Source organism: Capnocytophaga sp. oral taxon 864, from assembly GCF_002998835.1.
GTDB classification, from domain to species: domain Bacteria; phylum Bacteroidota; class Bacteroidia; order Flavobacteriales; family Flavobacteriaceae; genus Capnocytophaga; species Capnocytophaga ochracea.
This window is the reverse complement of sequence record NZ_CP027232.1, coordinates 1,522,467-1,543,508: the sequence shown is the minus strand read 5'-3', so window position 1 is coordinate 1,543,508 and position 21,042 is coordinate 1,522,467. Positions and strand designations below refer to the sequence as shown.

Annotated in this window: 33 protein-coding genes; all 33 read left to right on the top strand. The window is 39.3% G+C overall.

From position 1 onward, the window contains the following. Positions 1 to 97: 97 nt before the first annotated feature. The 33 genes from pheT (at position 98) to rplQ (ending at position 20,305) form a co-directional block, all read left to right on the top strand. Entirely contained in the window at positions 98 to 2,530 is a 2,433-nt protein-coding gene (gene pheT / locus C3V44_RS06885; RefSeq protein ID WP_106095969.1) for a phenylalanine--tRNA ligase subunit beta, read from the top strand. Positions 2,531 to 2,944: 414 nt separating this feature from the next. Beyond that, positions 2,945 to 3,352, top strand: coding sequence for a 30S ribosomal protein S12 (rpsL, locus tag C3V44_RS06880; protein ID WP_002675007.1), 408 nt, complete (start codon positions 2,945 to 2,947; stop codon positions 3,350 to 3,352). Between the two features lie 32 nt (positions 3,353 to 3,384). After that, positions 3,385 to 3,861 (top strand): 30S ribosomal protein S7, encoded by a 477-nt coding sequence (rpsG, locus tag C3V44_RS06875; RefSeq protein ID WP_106095968.1) that lies wholly within the window; start codon positions 3,385 to 3,387, stop codon positions 3,859 to 3,861. A gap of 8 nt (positions 3,862 to 3,869) precedes the next feature. Then, positions 3,870 to 5,990: an elongation factor G gene (gene fusA, locus C3V44_RS06870; protein ID WP_053581606.1), complete on the top strand. Its 2,121-nt coding sequence runs from the start codon at positions 3,870 to 3,872 to the stop codon at positions 5,988 to 5,990. A 12-nt stretch (positions 5,991 to 6,002) separates the two neighbouring features. Further along, complete coding sequence (gene rpsJ, locus C3V44_RS06865; protein WP_002675011.1) at positions 6,003 to 6,314, top strand: 30S ribosomal protein S10; 312 nt, start codon at positions 6,003 to 6,005, stop codon at positions 6,312 to 6,314. Between the two features lie 171 nt (positions 6,315 to 6,485). Next, positions 6,486 to 7,103, top strand: a complete 618-nt coding sequence (gene rplC / locus C3V44_RS06860) for a 50S ribosomal protein L3 (protein ID WP_002675012.1) — start codon at positions 6,486 to 6,488, stop codon at positions 7,101 to 7,103. Continuing rightward, complete coding sequence (gene rplD / locus C3V44_RS06855; protein WP_106095967.1) at positions 7,103 to 7,732, top strand: 50S ribosomal protein L4; 630 nt, start codon at positions 7,103 to 7,105, stop codon at positions 7,730 to 7,732. Before rplC ends, rplD begins: the two co-directional genes overlap by 1 nt. A gap of 7 nt (positions 7,733 to 7,739) precedes the next feature. After that, a complete protein-coding gene (gene rplW / locus C3V44_RS06850; protein WP_002675014.1) occupies positions 7,740 to 8,027 on the top strand; it encodes a 50S ribosomal protein L23 in 288 nt (95 codons plus the stop codon). Between the two features lie 21 nt (positions 8,028 to 8,048). Continuing rightward, a complete protein-coding gene (gene rplB / locus C3V44_RS06845) occupies positions 8,049 to 8,876 on the top strand; it encodes a 50S ribosomal protein L2 (protein WP_002675016.1) in 828 nt (275 codons plus the stop codon). An 11-nt stretch (positions 8,877 to 8,887) separates the two neighbouring features. After that, positions 8,888 to 9,166, top strand: coding sequence for a 30S ribosomal protein S19 (gene rpsS / locus C3V44_RS06840; RefSeq protein WP_002675018.1), 279 nt, complete (start codon positions 8,888 to 8,890; stop codon positions 9,164 to 9,166). Positions 9,167 to 9,174: 8 nt separating this feature from the next. Further along, the gene (rplV, locus tag C3V44_RS06835) at positions 9,175 to 9,585 is read left to right on the top strand and encodes a 50S ribosomal protein L22 (RefSeq protein WP_106095966.1); all 411 of its coding nucleotides are present in this window, start codon (positions 9,175 to 9,177) and stop codon (positions 9,583 to 9,585) included. A gap of 8 nt (positions 9,586 to 9,593) precedes the next feature. Then, positions 9,594 to 10,334, top strand: a complete 741-nt coding sequence (gene rpsC, locus C3V44_RS06830; RefSeq protein ID WP_002679516.1) for a 30S ribosomal protein S3 — start codon at positions 9,594 to 9,596, stop codon at positions 10,332 to 10,334. Positions 10,335 to 10,354: 20 nt separating this feature from the next. Beyond that, positions 10,355 to 10,774 (top strand): 50S ribosomal protein L16, encoded by a 420-nt coding sequence (gene rplP, locus C3V44_RS06825; protein ID WP_002675025.1) that lies wholly within the window; start codon positions 10,355 to 10,357, stop codon positions 10,772 to 10,774. A gap of 10 nt (positions 10,775 to 10,784) precedes the next feature. Next, positions 10,785 to 10,976: a 50S ribosomal protein L29 gene (rpmC, locus tag C3V44_RS06820; RefSeq protein WP_002675028.1), complete on the top strand. Its 192-nt coding sequence runs from the start codon at positions 10,785 to 10,787 to the stop codon at positions 10,974 to 10,976. Positions 10,977 to 10,990: 14 nt separating this feature from the next. Beyond that, positions 10,991 to 11,248, top strand: coding sequence for a 30S ribosomal protein S17 (gene rpsQ, locus C3V44_RS06815; protein WP_002675041.1), 258 nt, complete (start codon positions 10,991 to 10,993; stop codon positions 11,246 to 11,248). A gap of 2 nt (positions 11,249 to 11,250) precedes the next feature. Beyond that, positions 11,251 to 11,619, top strand: a complete 369-nt coding sequence (rplN, locus tag C3V44_RS06810) for a 50S ribosomal protein L14 (protein ID WP_002675043.1) — start codon at positions 11,251 to 11,253, stop codon at positions 11,617 to 11,619. Positions 11,620 to 11,635: 16 nt separating this feature from the next. Beyond that, entirely contained in the window at positions 11,636 to 11,950 is a 315-nt protein-coding gene (gene rplX, locus C3V44_RS06805; protein WP_002675045.1) for a 50S ribosomal protein L24, read from the top strand. Position 11,951: 1 nt separating this feature from the next. Further along, positions 11,952 to 12,503, top strand: coding sequence for a 50S ribosomal protein L5 (rplE, locus tag C3V44_RS06800; RefSeq protein WP_002675047.1), 552 nt, complete (start codon positions 11,952 to 11,954; stop codon positions 12,501 to 12,503). Between the two features lie 4 nt (positions 12,504 to 12,507). Further along, positions 12,508 to 12,777 carry a 30S ribosomal protein S14 gene (gene rpsN, locus C3V44_RS06795; protein ID WP_002675050.1) on the top strand — a complete coding sequence of 90 codons (270 nt, stop codon included), beginning with the start codon at positions 12,508 to 12,510 and terminating at the stop codon, positions 12,775 to 12,777. A gap of 20 nt (positions 12,778 to 12,797) precedes the next feature. Further along, a complete protein-coding gene (gene rpsH, locus C3V44_RS06790) occupies positions 12,798 to 13,196 on the top strand; it encodes a 30S ribosomal protein S8 (protein ID WP_106095965.1) in 399 nt (132 codons plus the stop codon). Positions 13,197 to 13,217: 21 nt separating this feature from the next. Beyond that, complete coding sequence (rplF, locus tag C3V44_RS06785; RefSeq protein ID WP_106095964.1) at positions 13,218 to 13,760, top strand: 50S ribosomal protein L6; 543 nt, start codon at positions 13,218 to 13,220, stop codon at positions 13,758 to 13,760. Between the two features lie 11 nt (positions 13,761 to 13,771). Beyond that, entirely contained in the window at positions 13,772 to 14,128 is a 357-nt protein-coding gene (gene rplR / locus C3V44_RS06780) for a 50S ribosomal protein L18 (protein ID WP_002679484.1), read from the top strand. A 5-nt stretch (positions 14,129 to 14,133) separates the two neighbouring features. After that, the gene (gene rpsE / locus C3V44_RS06775; RefSeq protein WP_002675058.1) at positions 14,134 to 14,658 is read left to right on the top strand and encodes a 30S ribosomal protein S5; all 525 of its coding nucleotides are present in this window, start codon (positions 14,134 to 14,136) and stop codon (positions 14,656 to 14,658) included. An 11-nt stretch (positions 14,659 to 14,669) separates the two neighbouring features. Further along, the gene (gene rpmD / locus C3V44_RS06770; RefSeq protein WP_002675060.1) at positions 14,670 to 14,852 is read left to right on the top strand and encodes a 50S ribosomal protein L30; all 183 of its coding nucleotides are present in this window, start codon (positions 14,670 to 14,672) and stop codon (positions 14,850 to 14,852) included. 17 nt (positions 14,853 to 14,869) lie between these two features. After that, positions 14,870 to 15,322 carry a 50S ribosomal protein L15 gene (rplO, locus tag C3V44_RS06765; protein ID WP_009751575.1) on the top strand — a complete coding sequence of 151 codons (453 nt, stop codon included), beginning with the start codon at positions 14,870 to 14,872 and terminating at the stop codon, positions 15,320 to 15,322. 10 nt (positions 15,323 to 15,332) lie between these two features. After that, complete coding sequence (gene secY, locus C3V44_RS06760; protein ID WP_002675064.1) at positions 15,333 to 16,676, top strand: preprotein translocase subunit SecY; 1,344 nt, start codon at positions 15,333 to 15,335, stop codon at positions 16,674 to 16,676. A 7-nt stretch (positions 16,677 to 16,683) separates the two neighbouring features. Next, entirely contained in the window at positions 16,684 to 16,899 is a 216-nt protein-coding gene (gene infA, locus C3V44_RS06755; RefSeq protein WP_002675066.1) for a translation initiation factor IF-1, read from the top strand. A gap of 275 nt (positions 16,900 to 17,174) precedes the next feature. Beyond that, positions 17,175 to 17,291, top strand: a complete 117-nt coding sequence (gene ykgO / locus C3V44_RS06750; RefSeq protein ID WP_002676536.1) for a type B 50S ribosomal protein L36 — start codon at positions 17,175 to 17,177, stop codon at positions 17,289 to 17,291. Between the two features lie 2 nt (positions 17,292 to 17,293). Further along, complete coding sequence (gene rpsM, locus C3V44_RS06745) at positions 17,294 to 17,668, top strand: 30S ribosomal protein S13 (protein WP_002675068.1); 375 nt, start codon at positions 17,294 to 17,296, stop codon at positions 17,666 to 17,668. 13 nt (positions 17,669 to 17,681) lie between these two features. Next, positions 17,682 to 18,083: a 30S ribosomal protein S11 gene (gene rpsK / locus C3V44_RS06740; RefSeq protein ID WP_002675071.1), complete on the top strand. Its 402-nt coding sequence runs from the start codon at positions 17,682 to 17,684 to the stop codon at positions 18,081 to 18,083. An 84-nt stretch (positions 18,084 to 18,167) separates the two neighbouring features. Then, positions 18,168 to 18,773, top strand: coding sequence for a 30S ribosomal protein S4 (gene rpsD, locus C3V44_RS06735; protein WP_009411647.1), 606 nt, complete (start codon positions 18,168 to 18,170; stop codon positions 18,771 to 18,773). A gap of 22 nt (positions 18,774 to 18,795) precedes the next feature. Next, complete coding sequence (locus C3V44_RS06730) at positions 18,796 to 19,788, top strand: DNA-directed RNA polymerase subunit alpha (protein WP_106095963.1); 993 nt, start codon at positions 18,796 to 18,798, stop codon at positions 19,786 to 19,788. Positions 19,789 to 19,819: 31 nt separating this feature from the next. Next, positions 19,820 to 20,305: a 50S ribosomal protein L17 gene (gene rplQ / locus C3V44_RS06725; RefSeq protein ID WP_002675077.1), complete on the top strand. Its 486-nt coding sequence runs from the start codon at positions 19,820 to 19,822 to the stop codon at positions 20,303 to 20,305. Positions 20,306 to 21,042 lie beyond the last annotated feature (737 nt).

Sequence of the window (21,042 nt, the reverse complement as noted above, 5' to 3'; positions counted from 1 at the left end):
ACTTTTGCACTCTGTAATAACTTTTTGCGGTATACACATTGGTATACACTTTGCCAAAGTGTAGTAACGCTTGATTGAAGATTGAAAAAAAACAACTATGAAAATATCATATAACTGGTTAAAACAATATTTGAAGTTAGAAATGCCTGCTGAAGATACAGCGGTCATCCTTACTGATTTAGGCTTAGAAGTAGAAGGGATTGAACACTTCGAAAGCGTAAAAGGGGGACTCAAAGGGGTAGTGGTAGGTCACGTACTCGAATGCGAAAAACACCCTAACGCCGATAAACTTAAAATCACCAAAGTAGACGTAGGGGGCGAAGCTCCTTTGCAAATCGTTTGTGGAGCTCCTAACGTAGCACAAGGGCAGAAAGTACTTGTAGCTACTATTGGCACAGTACTCTACGACAAAGAAGGTAAGCCTTTCGAAATTAAGAAAGGTAAAATTCGTGGCGAAGAGAGTTACGGTATGATTTGCGCTGAAGACGAGCTTGGCTTAGGCGAAAGTCACGATGGCATTATGGTGCTCAACGATAAGTACGAAGTAGGTACCCCTGCCAGTAAGGTGTTTGAGGTAGAAACCGACGAAGTGTTCGAAATAGGACTGACTCCTAACCGCGCCGATGCAATGAGCCACTACGGTGTAGCACGCGACTTACGTGCAGGCTTGATGCAAAAAGGTATTTCATTAGAGCTCATCACCCCTTCTATTACAAAATTCCACGTCGATAACCGTTCACTTAAAATAGATATAGAGGTGCAGAACAAAAAACTCGTACCTCGCTATACCGGCGTTACCATTAGCAATGTACGCGTAGACGAATCTCCTGAATGGTTACAAAACAAACTAAAAGCCATAGGCATTACTCCTAAGAACAACGTAGTAGATGCTACAAACTACGTACTGCACGGAATGGGACAACCTATTCACGCTTTTGATGCCGACCATATTATTGGTCGCAAGGTGATTGTAAAGAATGCCGACGAAGGCATAAAGTTTAAAACCCTCGACGGAGTAGAACGTACCCTCAACGCTGAAGACATTATGATTTGTGATGCCGAAAAACCTCTCTGTATAGCAGGGGTATTAGGCGGTGAAAACTCAGGTATCACTCATTTTACTCGCAATGTATTTTTAGAAAGTGCTTATTTCGATGCTGTATCGGTGCGCAAAACAGCCAAACGTCACGGCATCAATACCGATGCTTCTTATCGCTTTGAGCGCGGTATTAATATAGAAGATTGTAAATACGCCCTAATGTATGCCGCAGTACTGATTGAAAATATTGCAGGAGGGGTTATATCATCCGATGTGATAGATTTTTATCCTAAAAAGCAAGAAGATTTTCAGGTGTTTCTTACTTTTGAGAAAATAGATAAACTTATTGGTCAGAAGATTTCACGCGATACAATTAAGGCTATCTTACACTCTTTAGATATCAAAGTAAATTCGTTTACCGAACGTGGGTTAGGCTTGTCAGTCCCTTCTTACCGCGTAGATGTACAGCGTGAAGCCGATGTAATAGAGGAAATCCTTCGCATCTATGGCTACAACAATGTCATTTTCCCTGAAAAACTAAATGCTACAATGGCGTATTCTAACAAATACGACGACCACAATATACAAAATGTGATAGCCGACCAGTTGGTAGCGAAAGGCTTCTTTGAGATAATGACCAACAGTCTTGTTTCAGAAAAAGAGATTACTACTTATGCCGAAAATCCAGAGCAAGCAGTAAAGCTCCTCAATCCTTTGAGTAGCGATTTGGGCTATATGCGTAAGAATCTAGTGTTTTCAGGCTTAGAAGTGATTGCTTATAATAACAATCGCAAACGCTCCGATTTGAAATTGTTCGAGTTTGGCAAGAACTATCACTATATCGATGGTAATTATACTGAAAGCAAGCATTTGGTGTTGTATCTCACAGGTAATACCCAACCTGAGTATTGGGGCGCTCCCGCTCAAAAAACCTCTTTCTTTGAGCTCAAAGGAGTAGTGGAATCTCTCTTCGAACGTCTCGGCTTGAAGGAAATCACTATTTTGCCTTTAGAAGCTAACGACACGTTGAGTAGTGAAGGCTTCCGTTGGCAAATAGGGGAGACCCTTTTAGGAACGATAGGAGTAGTAAAAAGCAAAGTGCTTAAAGATTTCGATATCAAACAAGAGGTACTTGTAGCTGATTTGCATTGGGAAGTGATTTTAGAACAAGTACAAGACCATAAAGTGGTATACAAGGAAATCTCTAAATACCCCGAAGTACGTCGTGATTTAGCTCTTTTGCTCGATGAGAAAGTAACCTTCGCCGACCTTTACGAAAAGGCATACGCTACCGAGAAAAACCTCTTAAAACACGTAAACCTTTTTGATGTATACCAAGGCGACAAACTACCCGAAGGCAAGAAGAGCTATGCCCTCAGTTTTGTACTTCAAGACAATAATAAAACTCTTACCGATAAACAAATCGACAAAACGATGCAACACCTCCAAGACGCTTTTGAAAAGCAATTAGGGGCTACATTAAGAGAGTAAAAAAGAAATTAGAACAAAAATAAGACGGCGTAAAAAGCCGTCTTATTTTGTTATGCTCCTTAATGGTTTAGTTCTCAAATTAAGACTATTGTTATAGAACAAAAATAGAATTATTTTGTGATATTTGTAACAAATCACAACTTTTTCATAACTACTTATGTTACACTAATTTCTAAAACTAAATCTCATTAAAACATTGGTAATCAACGATAATATAGTGTCTATACCTCTTGTTTCTTACCTCCTATCTCTTATCTCTTATCTCTTATCTATCACCTCTTATCTATCAGAGACTTTTGCAGTTTTAAAAAATAGTTGTACTTTTGCACCCGCTTTGGATAATTAAGTCTAAACCTCTAAGTCCTATGGACTGAAACAAGTAAACAAATAAACAAATATATAGTATTGTAAATTATGCCAACAATTTCACAATTAGTACGAAAAGGAAGAACCAGAATTACCAAGAAGAGTAAATCGGTTGCTTTGGATTCGTGCCCACAACGCCGAGGTGTATGTACACGTGTGTACACCACAACGCCTAAAAAGCCGAACTCAGCTATGCGTAAAGTAGCTCGTGTTCGCTTGACTAATGGCAATGAGGTGAACGCTTACATACCTGGTGAAGGTCACAACCTCCAAGAGCACTCGATAGTATTGGTACGAGGCGGAAGGGTAAAAGATTTACCAGGTGTTAGATACCACATTGTTCGTGGTGCTCTCGATACGGCTGGTGTAGCAGGTAGAACGCAACGCCGTTCTAAATACGGTGCGAAACGCCCTAAACCAGGACAAGCAGCTCCCGCCGACAAAAAGAAAAAGTAATTTAACACACAAAATCTTTTAACTGAAAAGAAATGAGAAAAAGACAGGCTAAAAAACGCCCCCTTTTACCAGACCCTAAGTTTAACGACCAATTGGTTACGCGTTTCGTGAATAACCTTATGTGGGACGGTAAAAAGTCAGTGGCTTTTAAAGTATTCTACGACGCAATTGATATCGTAGAACAAAAGAAGAATAACGACGAAAAGTCGGCATTAGAAGTTTGGAAAGACGCCCTTAGTAATGTGATGCCTCACGTTGAGGTGCGTTCACGTCGCGTGGGTGGTGCTACCTTCCAAATCCCTATGCAAATCCGCCCAGACCGCAAAGTGTCTATGGCGATGAAATGGCTCATCGGTTTCGCTCGTAAACGCAATGAGAAATCAATGGCTCAGAAATTGGCTGCCGAAATTATCGCTGCCTCTAAAGAAGAAGGTGCTGCTGTGAAGAAAAAAATGGATACGCACCGTATGGCTGAAGCTAACAAAGCATTCTCACACTTTAGATTTTAATTAACACGATGAGTAGAGATTTAAAATATACAAGAAACATAGGTATTGCCGCGCATATTGATGCCGGTAAAACCACAACTACTGAACGTATCCTTTTCTATACCGGTAAAACGCACAAAATCGGTGAAGTACACGATGGCGCTTCTACTATGGACTGGATGGAACAAGAGGCTGAACGCGGTATTACTATTACTTCAGCGGCTACTACCTGTAAATGGAACTTCCCTACCGAAAATGGTAAACCTACCGCCGATGCTAAAGAGTATCACTTCAACATTATCGATACCCCAGGTCACGTGGATTTTACCGTTGAGGTAAACCGTTCCTTACGTGTACTCGACGGCTTAGTATTCCTTTTCTCTGCCGTTGATGGCGTAGAACCTCAATCGGAAACCAACTGGCGTTTAGCTGATAACTACAAAGTACCTCGTATTGGGTTTGTAAACAAAATGGACCGTCAAGGAGCTAATTTCCTCAACGTTTGCAACCAAGTGAGAGATATGCTCAAATCTAACGCGGTTCCTATCGTATTGCCTATCGGTGACGAAGCAGATTTCAAAGGTGTTGTAGATTTGATTAAAAACCGCGCCATTGTATGGCACGAAGAAAATTCAGGTTCTACTTTCGACGTAGTAGAAATTCCTGCCGATATGAAAGAAGATGTAGCCAAATATCGCGCTCAATTGATTGAAGAGGTAGCAGGCTATGACGAAGGATTACTTGAGAAATTTATGGAAGATGAAAGTTCAATTACTGAAGAGGAAATCCATAAGGCATTGCGTGCAGCAGTAATGGATATGGCTATCATTCCTATGGTATGCGGTTCATCATTCAAAAACAAAGGAGTACAATTTATGCTTGATGCGGTATGTCGTTATTTGCCATCACCGCTTGATAAAGAAGCTATTGAGGGTACTAATCCTGAAACAGGTGAGCCTGCACTCCGCAAGCCAGCCGTTGACGCTCCTTTTGCAGCCTTGGCATTCAAGATTGCTACTGACCCTTACGTAGGTCGTTTAGCATTCTTCCGCGCTTATTCTGGTCACCTCGATGCAGGTTCTTATGTGTTGAACACTCGTTCAAATAACAAAGAGCGTATCTCTCGTATCTACCAGATGCACGCTAATAAACAAAATCCTATCGAATATATTGAAGCTGGTGATATAGGGGCTGCAGTAGGTTTTAAAGATATCAAAACGGGTGATACCCTTTGCGATGAGAAATATCCTATCGTGCTCGAAAGTATGGTATTCCCTGATCCAGTAATCGGTATCGCTGTAGAGCCTAAAACAAAAGCCGACGTTGATAAGTTAGGTATGGCTTTAGCTAAACTCGCTGAAGAAGACCCAACCTTCCAAGTAAAAACTGACCAAGCCTCCGGGCAAACTATCATTTCTGGTATGGGTGAGTTACACTTGGATATCATTGTAGACCGTCTCAAACGCGAGTTCAAAGTAGAAGTAAACCAAGGACAACCTCAAGTAGAGTATAAAGAGGCTATCACTGCTAAAGCTGACCACCGCGAAGTCTACAAAAAACAAACAGGTGGACGTGGTAAATTTGCCGACATCGTATTCCGTATGGAACCAGCTGAAGAAGGCAAAGTAGGTCTTGAGTTCGTAAACGAAATCAAAGGTGGTAACATTCCTAAAGAGTATATCCCATCAGTTGAAAAAGGTTTCAAAGAAGCAATGAAGAACGGGCCTTTAGCAGGCTTCGAAATGGACGCGATGAAGATTGTTCTTATCGATGGTTCATTTCACCCTGTCGATTCAGACTCATTGTCATTCGAGTTGGCGGCCAAATTGGGGTACAAAGAAGCTGCTCGTGCTGCAAAAGCTGTATTGATGGAGCCTATTATGAAATTGGAAGTTATTACTCCAGAGGAAAATATGGGTGATATCGTAGGAGACTTGAACCGCCGTCGTGGTCAAGTAAACAATATGGACGACCGTAACGGTGCTAAAGTAATTAAAGCATTTGTTCCACTATCTGAAATGTTCGGTTATGTAACAGCGCTTCGCACTCTTTCATCAGGTCGTGCTACTTCTACAATGGAGTTCTCTCATTATGCTGAAACTCCTTCAAACATTGCAGACGAAGTAATTAAAAATGCCAGAGGCAACTAATTTATTGAAAAAATGGGTAATCAACAAAAAATAAGAATAAAGTTAAAATCTTACGACCATAACTTGGTAGATAAATCTGCTGAGAAAATCGTAAAAACAGTAAAAGCAACAGGTGCAGTAGTTACAGGTCCTATTCCATTACCTACACACAAGAAAATCTTTACTGTGTTGCGCTCACCTCACGTAAATAAAAAAGCACGTGAACAGTTCCAATTGAGCTCTCATAAGCGTCTTTTAGATATCTATAGCTCTTCATCAAAAACTATTGATGCTTTGATGAAATTGGAATTGCCAAGTGGTGTAGAAGTAGAAATCAAAGTTTGATAACTTTACTAAAATGTCCCGAAACTGTGGGTTAGGGAAAGACGGATAAAAATGATTCAGGGTTAAAAAGTCTCGGGCATTTTTTGACCCTGAAACGTTATAATAATTGTCAATTATCAATTGTTAATTGTCAATTAAAAAAGAACTAATAACTAATTTAATATTTAATTTATGTCTGGGTTAATCGGAAAAAAAGTAGGAATGACCAGCATTTTTGATGAGAACGGTAAAAATATACCTTGTACCATCATCGAAGCAGGTCCTTGCGTAGTTACCCAAGTCAGAACCAAAGAGGTTGATGGCTATGATGCTCTTCAACTTGGTTTCGATGACAAAGCAGAAAAACGTGCTACCAAAGCAGAGCTTGGTCACTTCAAAAAAGCAGGTACTTCTGTAAAGAAAAAAGTTGTTGAATTCCAAGGTTTTGAAGACAATTACAAATTAGGTGATACTATCACCGTCGATTTCTTCACCGAAGGAGAGTTTGTGGATATCACAGGCGTTTCTAAAGGTAAAGGTTTCCAAGGGGTAGTGCGTCGCCACGGTTTTGGCGGAGTAGGTCAAACTACTCACGGTCAGCATAACCGCCTCAGAGCACCAGGTTCAGTAGGCGCTTCGTCTTATCCTTCACGCGTATTCAAAGGTATGCGTATGGCTGGACGTATGGGAGCTGAAAAGGTAACAGTACAAAACTTGAAAGTATTGAAAGTGGTTGCTGAGAAAAATCTTTTAGTTGTAAAAGGTTGTATTCCAGGTCACAAAAATGCTTACGTAACTATTCACAAATAATGGAAGTAGCAGTATTAAACATAAAAGGAAAAGAAACAGGTAGAAAGGTAACCCTTTCTGATGCTGTGTTCGGTATCGAGCCTAATAATCACGTAGTATACTTAGATGTTAAACGCTATTTAGCTAACAAACGTCAAGGTACTCACAAGGCTAAAGAAAGAAACGAAGTGGCTGGAAGTACTCGCAAAATTAAAAAACAAAAAGGTACTGGTACAGCTCGTGCAGGTAGCGTAAAATCTCCTGTATTTGTGGGTGGTGGACGCATATTCGGTCCTCGTCCTAAAGACTATACACAAAAACTTACTAAAAACGTAAAACGCTTGGCTCGCCGTTCTGTCCTCAGTGCTAAACTACAAAACCAAGCCCTCGTTGTAGTTGAAGATTTAAATTTCGACGCTCCAAAAACTAAAGATTTCACCGCAGTTGTAAAATCTTTGGGCTTAGAAAATAAAAAATCACTTTTTGTGTTACCAAATACAAATAATAATGTATATTTGTCCTCTCGTAACGTACCTACTTCAAGTGTAGTAACCGCTTCAGAGTTAAACACTTATCAATTAGTGAATGCTTCAAACGTAGTACTTACTGAGAGCTCAGTAGCAGTTTTAGAGTCAATTTTAACAAAATAAGAAGGAAATGAGCGTATTAATTAAACCTGTAAATACAGAAAAAGCAAACGACAATAGCGAGTTGAGAAACTGCTATACGTTCGTAGTAGCTAAGGACGCTAACAAGATTCAAATCAAAAATGAAGTTGAAGCTACTTATGGCGTTAAAGTGAAATCCGTGCGTACTCTTAACTACGGACCTAAACGATCTACTCGTTATACAAAAACAGGCTTGCAAATTGCTAAAACCAACGCAGTGAAAAAAGCAGTTGTGCAAGTAGAAGATGGAACTATAGATTTTTATAGTAATATATAAGTATTTAACAAATAGACAAAAATGTCAGTTAGAAAATTAAAACCGATTACCCCCGGTCAGCGTTTTAGAGTAGTAAACGAATTCGACACCATTACTACTGATAAGCCGGAAAAGAGCTTGCTCGTTCCGTTGAAAAAGACTGGTGGTAGAAACAATCAAGGAAAAATGACCATGCGTTACATTGGTGGTGGTCATAAGAAAAAGTACCGTATTATCGACTTCAAACGAAACAAATTCGGCGTAGACGCCAAAGTAGTTTCTATCGAGTACGACCCAAACAGAACAGCGTTTATTGCTCTCGTTCAATACACCGACGGCGAAAAGCGTTACATCATCGCTCCCGCTGGTTTGAAGGTTGATCAAGTAATCGTTTCAGGTCAAGAAAATATCGCCCCTGAAATCGGTAACGCAATGCCGCTCTCTCAAATCCCTCTCGGTACTGTAATTTCTTGTATTGAATTGCGCCCTGGACAAGGAGCTAACATTGCTCGTTCTGCAGGAACTTTTGCTCAACTAATGGCAAAAGATGGTAAGTATGCTACTGTAAAGCTACCCTCAGGTGAAACCCGTATGATCCTCCTCACTTGCCTCGCAACCATAGGAGCCGTATCAAACTCTGATCACCAATTGGTACTTTCAGGTAAAGCAGGTCGCTCACGCTGGTTAGGACGCCGTCCTCGTACACGTGCAGTAGTTATGAACCCTGTCGATCACCCAATGGGTGGTGGTGAAGGTCGTGCTACCGGTGGTCACCCACGCTCACGTAAAGGTATCCCAGCGAAAGGTTATAGAACTCGTTCTAAAACCAAAGCAAGTAATAAGTATATTGTAGAACGCAGAAAAAAATAAGAGACTAACAAATGGCACGTTCATTAAAAAAAGGACCTTACGTTCACTATAGCTTGGAAAAGAAAATCCAACAAAATATACAGTCTGGTAAGAAAAACGTTATCAAAACTTGGTCACGCGCTTCTATGATTACACCAGACTTCGTTGGCCAAACTATTGCAGTTCACAACGGTCGTCAGTTTGTCCCTGTATATATCACTGAAAATATGGTGGGACATAAATTAGGAGAATTTTCACCTACTCGTTCTTTCCGTGGACACGCAGGTGCAAAAAATAAAGGTAAAAAATAATTAAGGCTATGGGAGTTAGAAAAAAATTAAGAGCAGACGAAATTAAAGAAGCTAAAAAAAGCTTGGCTTTCGCGAAGTTAAATAACTGCCCTACTTCTCCTCGAAAAATGCGCTTAGTAGCGGATTTAGTACGTGGACAGCAAGTAGACAAAGCCTTGGCTATTTTGAAATTCAGCCAAAAAGAAGCAGCCGCTCGTTTGGAAAAATTGTTGCTTTCAGCTATCGCTAACTGGCAAGCTAAAAACGAGGACGCTAACTTGGAAGAAGCAGGAGTATTCATCAAAGAAATCCGTGTGGATGGTGGCGCTATCCTTAAACGCTTACGCCCAGCTCCACAAGGAAGAGCACACAGAATTAGAAAACGCTCTAACCACATAACTTTGGTGCTTGGAGCTAAAAATTTTAACACAGAAAGCTAAGATAAACTATGGGACAAAAGACAAATCCAATCGGAAATCGCCTAGGAATTATCAGAGGATGGGAGTCTAACTGGTATGGAGGCAATGATTACGGAGATAAACTCGCTGAAGATGATAAAATCAGAAAATATGTTCTCGCTCGTTTATCTAAAGCTAGTGTTGCTCACGTGATTATCGAACGTACTTTCAAACTTGTAACCGTTACTATCACCACCGCTCGCCCCGGTATCATCATCGGTAAAGGCGGTCAGGAGGTAGACAAGTTGAAAGAAGAACTTAAGAAAATCACCGGTAAAGACATCCAAATCAACATTTTTGAAATTAAGCGCCCTGAGCTAGACGCAGCTCTCGTTGCAGCAAGCATCGCTCGCCAAATCGAAGGTCGTGTTTCTTATAAACGCGCTATCAAAATGGCTATCGCTTCCGCTATGCGTATGAATGCCGAAGGTATCAAGGTAATGATTTCAGGTCGTTTGAATGGAGCCGAAATGGCACGTTCCGAAAGCTTTAAAGAAGGTCGTATCCCTCTTTCAACCTTTAGAGCTGATATTGATTACGCTATTGACGAAGCTCACACTACTTATGGCCGTATGGGCATCAAAGTGTGGATTATGAAAGGCGAAATCTATGGTAAAAGAGAACTCTCCCCACTCGTAGGTATGACTAAAAAAGCCACTGGCGGAAATTTCTCTGGTAAATCAACTGACAAGCCTGCTGGTGCACCCAAAAGAGCGCGTCGTAAAAAGTAATTTTTTAAAGAACAAGAAAGATGTTACAGCCAAAAAGAACGAAATATCGTAAACAACAAAAAGGCAGAATGAAAGGTGTATCTCACCGCGGGGCGCTCCTTTCTAATGGTACTTTCGGAATTAAATCGTTAGATTCAGCATTCATCACTTCTCGCCAAATCGAGTCAGCTCGTGTAGCTGCTACCCGTTATATGAAACGTGAAGGTCAACTTTGGATCAAAATCTTCCCAGATAAACCTATTACCAAAAAGCCTTTGGAAGTACGTATGGGTAAAGGTAAAGGTGCCGTAGAATACTGGGCAGCCGTAGTAAAACCAGGAAGAATAATGTTTGAGGTAGGCGGTGTGCCGCTCGACGTAGCCAAAGAAGCGCTACGCCTCGCAGCTCAAAAGCTACCTGTGAAAACAAAATTCGTTGTAGCAAGAGATTATCAAAATTAATTAAAGAACAATGAAACAGTCTGAAATTAACAAATTGACAATAACTGAGCTACAAGAAAAGCTTGGTGAGTTTAAGAAATCGTATGCAGATTTGAAAATGGCACACGCAATTTCGTCATTGGAAAAACCAATTCAATTACGTAATGTAAGAAGAACTATCGCGAGATTGGCTTGTGAGCTAACTAAACGAGAATTACAATAATTCGAACCTGCCTTATGGAAAAAAGAAATTTAAGAAAAGAAAGAATAGGGGTTGTTACAAGCAACAAAATGGATAAATCTATCGTAGTTTCAGAAGTGAAACGTGTAAAACACCCTATGTATGGTAAGTTCGTGTTGCGCACTAAAAAATATGTTGCGCACGACGAAAAAAACGATTGCAACATTGGTGATACTGTGCGTATAATGGAAACACGTCCATTGAGCAAAACCAAATGTTGGAGATTAGTAGAAATCATTGAAAGAGCTAAGTAATTATGGTACAACAAGAATCAAGACTAAAAGTAGCCGATAATACTGGCGCTAAAGAAGTGCTAACAATCCGTGTACTCGGTGGTACTAAGCGCCGATACGCCTCTGTTGGCGATAAGATTGTAGTTACCGTCAAAGAAGCTACCCCTAACGGAAACGTAAAAAAAGGACAAGTTTCTACCGCGGTGGTTGTAAGAACTAAGAAAGAAGTACGCCGTGCCGATGGTTCTTATATCCGATTTGATGAAAACGCTTGCGTTCTCTTGAACGCAGCTGGTGAAATGAGAGGTACCCGTGTGTTCGGACCTGTAGCGAGAGAACTTCGTGATAAACAATTTATGAAGATCGTTTCATTAGCACCAGAAGTGCTTTAATTTTTAACTAAAGTAAATGATGAAACTAAAAATTAAAACTGGAGATACCGTAAAAGTAATTGCTGGAGACGAAAAAGGTAAAGAAGGCAAAGTATTACGTGTAGATCGCGAGAAGAACAGAGCGATTATTGAGGGAGTTAACCTGGTGAAAAAGCACACCAAACCTAACGCTCAAAAACCTCAAGGTGGAATCGTAGAAAAAGAAGCATCTATTCACATTTCTAACCTCGCCCTCATCGACCCTAAAACGAAAAAAACTACTCGTGTAGGATTCGAAGTACGTGACGGTAAAAAAGTGCGAATTTCTAAAAAATCTAATGTAGTAATATAATATGGCTTACGTACCTAGATTAAAACAAGAATACAAAGAGCGCGTCATTGCGGCTCTAAAAGAAGAATTTGGCTATAAAAACGTAATGCAGGTTCCTAAACTTGAAAAAATAGTTGTGAGCCGCGGTGTTGGTTCAGCCGTAGCCGATAAAAAACAAATCGACTATGCTGTAGACGAACTTACCAAAATTACTGGTCAGAAAGCTGTTGCCACTTATTCTAAAAAGGACGTAGCTTCTTTCAAACTCCGTAAAGGTATGGCTATCGGTGCCAAAGTTACCCTTCGTGGCGAAAGAATGTATGAGTTCTTAGACCGCCTTATAACTACAGCTCTTCCTCGTGTAAGAGACTTCCAAGGCGTGAAAGCAAATGGCTTCGATGGTAGAGGTAACTACAACTTAGGCGTTACCGAACAAATCATATTCCCTGAAATCGACATTGATAAAATCAACAAGATTGCAGGTATGGATATTACCTTCGTTACATCAGCTCACACTGATAAAGAAGCTAAATCATTATTAAGCGAATTAGGATTACCTTTTAAAAAGAACTAAGTATATGGCTAAAGAATCAATGAAAGCCCGCGAGGTGAAACGTCAAAAGTTAGTAGCTAAATACGCTGCTAAACGCAAAGCTCTAAAAGAAGCTGGTGATTATGAAGCACTTCAGCTAATCCCTAAAAATGCTTCTCCTGTCCGTCTGCACAACCGTTGCAAACTTACAGGACGCCCTAAAGGGTATATGCGCACTTTTGGAATTTCACGTGTGTTATTCCGCGAAATGGCAAACAAAGGATTAATTCCTGGTGTAAAAAAAGCAAGTTGGTAATAATTTAAAAGGACAAATTTATGTATACAGATCCTATCGCAGATTATTTAACAAGAATTAGAAATGCTAATAGCGCAGGTCATAGAGTTGTAGAAATCCCTGCATCTAAACTCAAAAAGGAAATTACTAAAATCCTTTTCGACCAAGGATTCATCCTTAGCTATAAATTTGATGACTCTACCGTTCAAGGTACTATCAAAATAGCTTTGAAATACGACAAAGTGACTAAAGAACCCGTTATTAGGCATATTGAAAGAGCCAGCCGCCCAGGTCTGAGAAAGTACGCTGGCGCTGATAACCTACCTCGAATATTAAACGGATTGGGTATTGCTATCATCTCTACATCACAAGGCGTGATGACAGGTAAAAAAGCTAGAGAACTCAATATCGGTGGAGAGGTAATTTGTTACGTTTACTAATCAATAAAAAGACAATAAAGAATGTCAAGAATAGGTAAAGCACCCATCAATATTCCCGCAGGCGTTACCGTTACTATCAAAGATAACGCTGTAACCGTAAAGGGGAAGTTAGGCGAATTAACCCAAGAGGTTAAAGACATTGCTGTAAAGCAAGAAGATGGACATTTAGTGTTTGAAACTACAGATGCTACCAAAGACCAAAACGCTAAACACGGTTTATACCGTGCCTTAGTCCATAATATGGTTGTAGGTGTTTCTGAAGGATTCACTAAAGAATTAGAGTTAGTAGGGGTTGGATACCGTGCAGCTAACCAAGGACAAAAGTTAGATTTAGCCCTCGGTTTCTCTCACAACATCATTCTCGAATTGCCAAAAGAAATTAAACTCGAGACAATCAACGAGAAAGGTAAAAACCCTATCATTAAATTAACTTCTCACGACAAACAACTACTCGGTCAAGTAGCGGCTAAAATCCGTAGCTTCCGCAAACCTGAACCTTATAAAGGTAAAGGTGTGAAATTCGTAGGCGAAGAGTTGAGAAGAAAAGCAGGTAAATCAGCTTAATAGTTAGAACAATGGCATTATCAAGAATAGAAAGAAGACAACGTATTAAAAGCAGAATCAGAAAAGTAGTAAAAGGTACTGCTGAACAACCTCGTTTGGCTGTTTTCAGAAGTAATAATGAAATCTATGTACAAATCATAGACGATACTAAAGGAACTACTCTGTTGGCTGCATCTTCACGTGATAAAGAAATTAGTGCCGCCAAAGGTACTAAAACTGAAAAAGCAGCATTGGTCGGTAAAGCTATTGCTGAAAAAGCTTTAAAACAAGGTATCGAAAAAGTATCCTTCGATCGCGGGGGATATCTTTACCACGGACGTGTAAAATCATTAGCCGACGGTGCTAGAGAAGGCGGACTTAAATTCTAATAACTATGTATCAGAAATATAAAAATGTAGAATATGTAAAACCAAGTGGTTTGGAATTGAAAGACCGTTTGGTAGGAGTACAACGTGTTACTAAAGTAACTAAAGGTGGTCGCGCTTTCGGTTTCTCTGCTATCGTTGTAGTAGGCGACGAAAACGGCGTGGTTGGTCACGGCTTAGGAAAATCTAAAGAGGTTTCTGAAGCTATTGCTAAAGCAGTAGAAGACGCTAAGAAAAACTTAGTACGCATACCTCTCAACGGTACTACCTTGCCCCACGAACAAAAAGGAAAATACGGCGGAGCTCGTGTATTCTTACAACCAGCTACTGAGGGTACCGGAGTAATCGCAGGAGGTACAGTACGTGCCGTATTGGAATCAGTAGGTATCCATAACGTACTTTCTAAATCACAAGGTTCTTCTAACCCTCACAACGTGGTAAAAGCTACTTTCGATGCTTTATTGCAGTTGCGTAGCGCTAAAACTGTTGCTGCTCAACGTGGCATCTCTTTAGAAAAATTGTTTAAAGGTTAATTTTTATAGCAATGGCAAAACTTAGAGTAACACAAATTAAAAGTAGCATCAAACGTCCAAAAGACCAAAAACTCACTCTCGAGGCTTTAGGACTTACCAAAATCGGTAGAACCGTGGAACACGAAGCTACACCAAGTATCCTTGGTATGATCAATAAGGTAAAACACTTAATTTCTGTAGAAGAAGTTAAATAATATTTTTATACAAAGTTATGAACTTGAGTAATTTACAACCCGCACAGGGTTCAATTCACAGAGAAGGGAAGCGCGTAGGTCGCGGTCAAGGTTCCGGTAAAGGTGGAACTGCTACCCGTGGTCATAAAGGAGCTAAATCTCGTTCAGGCTTTTCTAATAAGATTGGCTTCGAAGGTGGACAAATGCCCCTCCAAAGACGCGTACCAAAATTCGGTTTTAAAAACTTTAACCGTAAAGAATACGTAGGTATCAACTTGGGTAGACTACAAGAACTCGTTGATAATGGTAAAATTACTGATAAAGTAGACCTTGAAATCTTAGTTCAACTAAACCTCATTAAAAAAACTGACTTGGTGAAAATATTAGGTGGTGGAGAACTAAAATCTAAGCTAAAAATATCTGTTCATAAGTTTACAGCAAGTGCTAAAGCTGCTATCGAAGCTGCTGGAGGTGAAGCTGTAACCTTGTAATATTTAATTTATGAAGAAGTTTATCGAGAACCTGACCAACATTTGGAAAATTGAAGAGTTAAAAAATAGAATTATTTTAACTCTCGGAATTTTGTTAGTTTATCGCTTTGGAGCTCACATCGTTCTCCCTGGTATCGACTCCGCTCAACTCCACGAGTTGGCAACGAAAACCTCAGGTGGCGGATTGCTCGACATTCTCAACGCTTTTACAGGGGGCGCTTTCTCTAATGCCTCAGTATTCGCGCTCGGGATTATGCCCTACATCTCGGCTTCTATCGTAGTACAGTTGATGGGAATCGCTATTCCTTATCTCCAAAAACTACAAAAAGAAGGTGAAAGCGGACGAAGAAAGATAAACCAAATCACTCGATGGCTTACTATTGCAATATGTATTGTACAAGCACCTGTATACTTATACGGTATCAATAGATTAGGAGTCCCTGATTCTGCCTTCCTTTTAGGTAAGGGACTCAATTTTATTGTTCCAGCAGTGCTTATCTTAGTAACAGGAACTATTTTTGCAATGTGGTTAGGTGAGAAAATCACCGATAAAGGAATAGGTAACGGTATCTCCCTCCTCATTATGGTAGGTATCATCGCCCGCTTGCCTCGCGCATTCTTGTCTGAAACAGCCTCTCGCCTTACTGGTAATGGAGGACCTCTATTGATTCTTATCGAAATAATTCTTTGGTTCGTAATCATTCTGCTTTGTATTTATCTAATCAAAGCAGTACGTCAAATCCCAGTACAGTATGCGCGCAGAACAGCTGATGGTGGAACTACTAACGAGAGAAACATCTTCGGAGCTCGCCAATACATTCCTTTAAAAATTAACGCTGCAGGGGTAATGCCTATCATCTTTGCTCAAGCCTTGATGTTTATCCCAGCCACTGTAGCCGGACTATCACAATCAGAATTTGCAAAAAGTGTTCAAGCAGCCTTCTCAAACGTCTTCGGATTTTGGTACAACTTGCTATTTGCAGCTATGATTATACTTTTTACGTATTTTTATACTGCAATCACAGTGCCTACAAACAAAATGGCCGATGACCTAAAACGCAGTGGAGGTTTCATACCAGGTATACGTCCAGGTAAAGAAACAGGCGACTATTTAGATAAAATTATGTCGCTCATCACTCTCCCAGGTTCTATATTTATAGCCTTGGTAGCAATATTCCCTTCTCTGCTTAAAATCATCGGAATGCAAGACCAATGGGCATTGTTCTACGGTGGTACCTCACTACTCATCTTAGTAGGGGTTGCAATTGATACTATGCAACAAGTAAATTCATATCTGCTCAATCGCCATTATGATGGTTTGATGAAAACAGGTAAAAACAGAAAAGTATCTTAATTAATATATGGCTAAACAGGCAGCAATTGAGCAAGACGGAACCATTGTAGAAGCTTTGTCTAATGCAATGTTCAGAGTTGAATTGGATAACGGTCACGTAGTGATTGCCCATATCTCAGGAAAAATGCGTATGCACTACATCAAGCTTCTTCCTGGTGATAAAGTAAAACTCGAAATGAGTCCTTACGACCTAAGTAAAGCTCGTATCACTTACCGTTATTAGTTAATTAAGAGAATTCTTCCAATATTTTGGTTGTTAATTTCTCACAGATATTTTTCTATTTTAGTAATATCTGTGAGAAATTATAATCATAAAAAAGAATTTTTTATTTGTAGTATTTTTAGTATAAAGCATTTGTATTCAGTATCTTGAATATGGTTTTTTATGCTTAAAAATGAGTGAGTGAAATGTATAATTGCATTTTTGTGAGCTAAAAATGTGGCTATTACAAAAAAAAATTGTAGTTTTGCGCACTCTATTGATATAAACAAAACGAAATGAAAGTTAGAGCATCAATTAAAAAAAGAAGTTCAGAGTGCATCATTGTGCGCAGAAAAGGACGATTGTACGTAATTAACAAGAAAAATCCTAAATTTAAACAACGACAAGGATAATTATGGCACGAATTGCAGGTATTGACTTACCAAAAAACAAAAGAGGGGTTATTGGTTTAACCTACATTTTTGGTATTGGAAAAAGTAGAGCTAAAGAAATCTTAAGTAGAGCTCAAGTAAACGAAGACACAAAAGTAAGCGAATGGAATGATGACGAAATCACTCGTATTCGCGAAGTGGTTGCGTCTTATAAAATTGAAGGAGAATTGCGCTCCGAAATCCAATTGAACATCAAACGTTTGATGGACATCGGTTGTTATCGCGGTATCCGCCATCGTAACGGATTGCCTTTGCGCGGACAAAAAACTAAAAACAATTCTCGTACAAGAAAAGGTAAAAGAAAAACTGTTGCGAACAAGAAGAAAGCAACTAAATAATAAGTAGTAGAGTATGGCAAAACAAAATGCAAAGAATGCAAAAGTCTCTAAGAAGAGAAAAGTAGTGGTTGAGTCAGTAGGCGAAGCACACGTTTCAGCTACTTTTAACAATGTTATTATTTCTCTTACCAACAAAAAAGGAGACGTAATTGCGTGGTCATCAGCAGGAAAAATGGGCTTCAGAGGATCTAAAAAGAACACTCCTTACGCTGCCCAAGTAGCCGCAGAAGATGCAGCTAAAGTAGCTTTTGACTCAGGTCTTAAAAAAGTAAAAGTATACGTGAAAGGACCGGGTAATGGTAGAGAATCTGCTATCCGTACTATTCATAATGCAGGTATAGAAGTAACTGAAATTATCGACGTTACTCCACTACCTCACAACGGATGTCGCCCTCCTAAAAAACGTAGAGTCTAATTTCAATACTAACAAGTAAGAAAGGTGAGTTGTTATCGAAGGAATGCCTTAATTCATAACTACCTTTCATTTAAACAATTTAAAATGGCAAGATATACAGGACCAAAAACAAAAATAGCTCGTAAATTTGGTGAAGCTATCTTCGGAGATGATAAATCTTTTGAAAGAAAAAACTATCCTCCCGGGCAACACGGTTTGGCACGCCGTAGAGCAAAACGCTCTGAATATGCTATCCAGCTACAAGAAAAACAAAAAGCTAAATATACTTATGGTATTTTAGAAAAACAATTCCATAATCTATATGAAAAAGCAAAAAGAAGTAAAAGTATTACCGGTGAGGTGCTTCTTCAACTTTGTGAATCTCGCTTAGACAACGTAGTATACCGTATGGGCATTGCTCCTACTCGTAGTGCAGCCCGCCAATTGGTATCTCACCGTCACATCACTGTAAACGGAAATATTGTAAACATTCCGTCTTACTCTCTTAAACCAGGTGATGTAGTAGGCGTTCGCGAAAAATCAAAATCTTTAAGTGTGATCGAAAATTCATTGGCTGCTCACAGCACCGTATACGAATGGATCACTTGGAACCCTGAAAAATTAGAAGGTACTTTCGTAGCAGTACCTCAACGTATTCAGATTCCTGAAAATATTAAAGAACAGTTAATCGTAGAGTTGTACTCTAAATAATAATAAAGACAGCAGTCAAATTATGGCATTATTCAACTTCCAAAAACCAGATAAAGTTATAATGATTGAATCATCTGATTTCGAAGGACGATTTGAGTTTCGCCCTTTGGAACCAGGGTATGGTTTAACAATAGGTAACGCATTACGAAGAGTTATGCTTTCTTCGTTAGAAGGTTTTGCAATCACTTCTGTGAAATTTGATAAAGTAGGGCACGAATTTTCTACTATATCAGGAGTAAGAGAAGATGTTACTGAAATTATTCTCAATTTGAAACAAATACGTTTTAAACGCCAGATTGAGGATATAGAAAACGAAACAGCAACTATTACTGTTTCTGGTAAAAGACAATTGACTGCCGGTGATTTTCAAAAAGCTCTTTCAGGTTTTCAAGTATTAAATACTGATTTGGTGATTTGCAATATGGATTCTTCAGCTTCTTTTACAATAGAGATTACTATTGAAAAAGGACGCGGTTATGTTTCGGCTGAAGAAAATGCAAAACCAAATGCGTCGATAGGTGTAATTGCTACTGATGCAATTTTTACGCCTATTAAAAATGTGAAATATTCTATTGAAAATTATCGTGTTGAACAAAAAACAGACTACGAGAAGTTAGTCTTTGAAATTAAAACCGATGGGTCTATACACCCTAAACAAGCACTTACAGAAGCTGCAAAAACACTCATTCATCACTTTATGCTCTTCTCTGACGAGAGAATTACTTTAGAGGCTGATGAAATAGCACAAACTGATACTTACGATGAAGAATCATTGCATATGCGCCAGTTGCTAAAAACTAAGTTGGTGGATATGGACTTATCCGTTCGTGCACTCAATTGTTTGAAAGCTGCCGAAGTAGAAACATTAGGTGATTTGGTATCTTTCAATAAAGCCGATTTGATGAAGTTTAGAAACTTCGGAAAGAAATCATTAATTGAGCTTGATGAGTTGGTAGTCAATAAAGGTTTAGTGTTTGGTATGGACACCTCGAAGTATAAATTGGATAAAGATTAACTCGCTCTTGCGATATTTTAACTAAGGAAAAATGAGACACGGAAATAAAATTAATCATTTAGGAAGAAAAACTGCTCACAGAAATTCAATGCTTGCCAATATGGCGAACTCACTGATTGAGCATAAACGCATTAACACTACTTTGGCAAAAGCAAAGGCTTTAAAACTATTTGTAGAGCCTTTGGTAACCAAATCTAAAGAAGATACCACTCACAACCGTCGTATCGCTTTTAGTAAATTGCGCAATAAATATGCTGTTACCGAGCTTTTCAAAGAAGTGGCTGTAAAGGTGGGCGACCGCCCAGGGGGATACACTCGTATTATTAAATTAGGAAACCGTTTGGGTGATAACGCTGAAATGGCTATGATTGAGTTTGTAGATTACAACACTACTTACAACGTAGCTAAAACCGCTAAGAAGAAAACTACCCGTCGTGGTAGAAAGAAAGCAACTGCTGAAGAAACTCCAGCTACAGCCGAAGTTAAACCAGAGGCTACTGCTGAAGCTACTGAATAATATTGCAGTTTATTAGGTTCGTAAATTATAAAAAAGGGCTTGCCGTCGGCAAGCCCTTTTTTATTGTGTAAGATTTCTTTTTTAAGGCTGTTTTTAGTCTTTTATATAAAAGTGTAGCTATACGCTACAGAAATCGTACAAATCTTTAAAAAATCAAACAAATGGGTAACAAGTTGCTTGAAAAAGCTAATAATACCAGAAATGACAGAAATACTGATAATTAACTTTGGCAAAGGTGCGAGTCGCACAGGCAGGGGAAAAAATTAGAAAATGAGAAAATTTGGAAATTAGAGAATGAGAAAATGGGGGAATGGGGAGGTAACTTTTTGGAACATCAACTTTGCCAAAATTTCAAACTTTGGCAAAGTGCGTAGCGCAAAAGCGATGTGTTAGGATTGTTAGGAGGGTTCGGAAGGAAACGAAGAAGTTCGGAAGAAGTAATTCAGGTAAAAAGTAAAAAATGAGCTGTAAGGAGGGTGGGGTTAGCTTATAGAGAGCTTATAGGAAGATTATACGAATCTTGGACGATTGGTATAGGAAAGGTGTATAAAAAGTTGATTCATAGTATAATACAGCGACACAAAAAACGGTAAAAACAGGGTTTCGAGGCGAAAGAAAGAGGAAGAGGCACTAGGTCTTAGGCTATAGGCACTAGGAGGGAGTGTGACGGGAAAGAGAATTAGCAAATTTGGAAATTAGAAAATTAGAGAATTAGCAGGTTAGGTGTGAGCTGGACG

Coding starts and splice junctions, on each gene's coding strand:
- rplB (WP_002675016.1), top strand. CDS start 8,049: ATGTCAGTTAGAAAATTAAAACCGATTACCCCCGGTCAGCGTTTTAGA.
- ykgO (WP_002676536.1), top strand. CDS start 17,175: ATGAAAGTTAGAGCATCAATTAAAAAAAGAAGTTCAGAGTGCATCATT.
- rplQ (WP_002675077.1), top strand. CDS start 19,820: ATGAGACACGGAAATAAAATTAATCATTTAGGAAGAAAAACTGCTCAC.
- rpmD (WP_002675060.1), top strand. CDS start 14,670: ATGGCAAAACTTAGAGTAACACAAATTAAAAGTAGCATCAAACGTCCA.
- rpsM (WP_002675068.1), top strand. CDS start 17,294: ATGGCACGAATTGCAGGTATTGACTTACCAAAAAACAAAAGAGGGGTT.
- rplE (WP_002675047.1), top strand. CDS start 11,952: ATGGCTTACGTACCTAGATTAAAACAAGAATACAAAGAGCGCGTCATT.
- rplW (WP_002675014.1), top strand. CDS start 7,740: ATGAGCGTATTAATTAAACCTGTAAATACAGAAAAAGCAAACGACAAT.
- rplX (WP_002675045.1), top strand. CDS start 11,636: ATGATGAAACTAAAAATTAAAACTGGAGATACCGTAAAAGTAATTGCT.
- rpsQ (WP_002675041.1), top strand. CDS start 10,991: ATGGAAAAAAGAAATTTAAGAAAAGAAAGAATAGGGGTTGTTACAAGC.
- rpsK (WP_002675071.1), top strand. CDS start 17,682: ATGGCAAAACAAAATGCAAAGAATGCAAAAGTCTCTAAGAAGAGAAAA.
- rpsG (WP_106095968.1), top strand. CDS start 3,385: ATGAGAAAAAGACAGGCTAAAAAACGCCCCCTTTTACCAGACCCTAAG.
- pheT (WP_106095969.1), top strand. CDS start 98: ATGAAAATATCATATAACTGGTTAAAACAATATTTGAAGTTAGAAATG.
- rpsL (WP_002675007.1), top strand. CDS start 2,945: ATGCCAACAATTTCACAATTAGTACGAAAAGGAAGAACCAGAATTACC.
- rpsD (WP_009411647.1), top strand. CDS start 18,168: ATGGCAAGATATACAGGACCAAAAACAAAAATAGCTCGTAAATTTGGT.
- rplD (WP_106095967.1), top strand. CDS start 7,103: ATGGAAGTAGCAGTATTAAACATAAAAGGAAAAGAAACAGGTAGAAAG.
- rplO (WP_009751575.1), top strand. CDS start 14,870: ATGAACTTGAGTAATTTACAACCCGCACAGGGTTCAATTCACAGAGAA.
- rplF (WP_106095964.1), top strand. CDS start 13,218: ATGTCAAGAATAGGTAAAGCACCCATCAATATTCCCGCAGGCGTTACC.
- C3V44_RS06730 (WP_106095963.1), top strand. CDS start 18,796: ATGGCATTATTCAACTTCCAAAAACCAGATAAAGTTATAATGATTGAA.
- rplC (WP_002675012.1), top strand. CDS start 6,486: ATGTCTGGGTTAATCGGAAAAAAAGTAGGAATGACCAGCATTTTTGAT.
- rpsJ (WP_002675011.1), top strand. CDS start 6,003: ATGGGTAATCAACAAAAAATAAGAATAAAGTTAAAATCTTACGACCAT.
- fusA (WP_053581606.1), top strand. CDS start 3,870: ATGAGTAGAGATTTAAAATATACAAGAAACATAGGTATTGCCGCGCAT.
- rpsH (WP_106095965.1), top strand. CDS start 12,798: ATGTATACAGATCCTATCGCAGATTATTTAACAAGAATTAGAAATGCT.
- rpsN (WP_002675050.1), top strand. CDS start 12,508: ATGGCTAAAGAATCAATGAAAGCCCGCGAGGTGAAACGTCAAAAGTTA.
- rplN (WP_002675043.1), top strand. CDS start 11,251: ATGGTACAACAAGAATCAAGACTAAAAGTAGCCGATAATACTGGCGCT.
- infA (WP_002675066.1), top strand. CDS start 16,684: ATGGCTAAACAGGCAGCAATTGAGCAAGACGGAACCATTGTAGAAGCT.
- rplR (WP_002679484.1), top strand. CDS start 13,772: ATGGCATTATCAAGAATAGAAAGAAGACAACGTATTAAAAGCAGAATC.
- rpsE (WP_002675058.1), top strand. CDS start 14,134: ATGTATCAGAAATATAAAAATGTAGAATATGTAAAACCAAGTGGTTTG.
- rpsC (WP_002679516.1), top strand. CDS start 9,594: ATGGGACAAAAGACAAATCCAATCGGAAATCGCCTAGGAATTATCAGA.
- secY (WP_002675064.1), top strand. CDS start 15,333: ATGAAGAAGTTTATCGAGAACCTGACCAACATTTGGAAAATTGAAGAG.
- rpsS (WP_002675018.1), top strand. CDS start 8,888: ATGGCACGTTCATTAAAAAAAGGACCTTACGTTCACTATAGCTTGGAA.
- rplV (WP_106095966.1), top strand. CDS start 9,175: ATGGGAGTTAGAAAAAAATTAAGAGCAGACGAAATTAAAGAAGCTAAA.
- rpmC (WP_002675028.1), top strand. CDS start 10,785: ATGAAACAGTCTGAAATTAACAAATTGACAATAACTGAGCTACAAGAA.
- rplP (WP_002675025.1), top strand. CDS start 10,355: ATGTTACAGCCAAAAAGAACGAAATATCGTAAACAACAAAAAGGCAGA.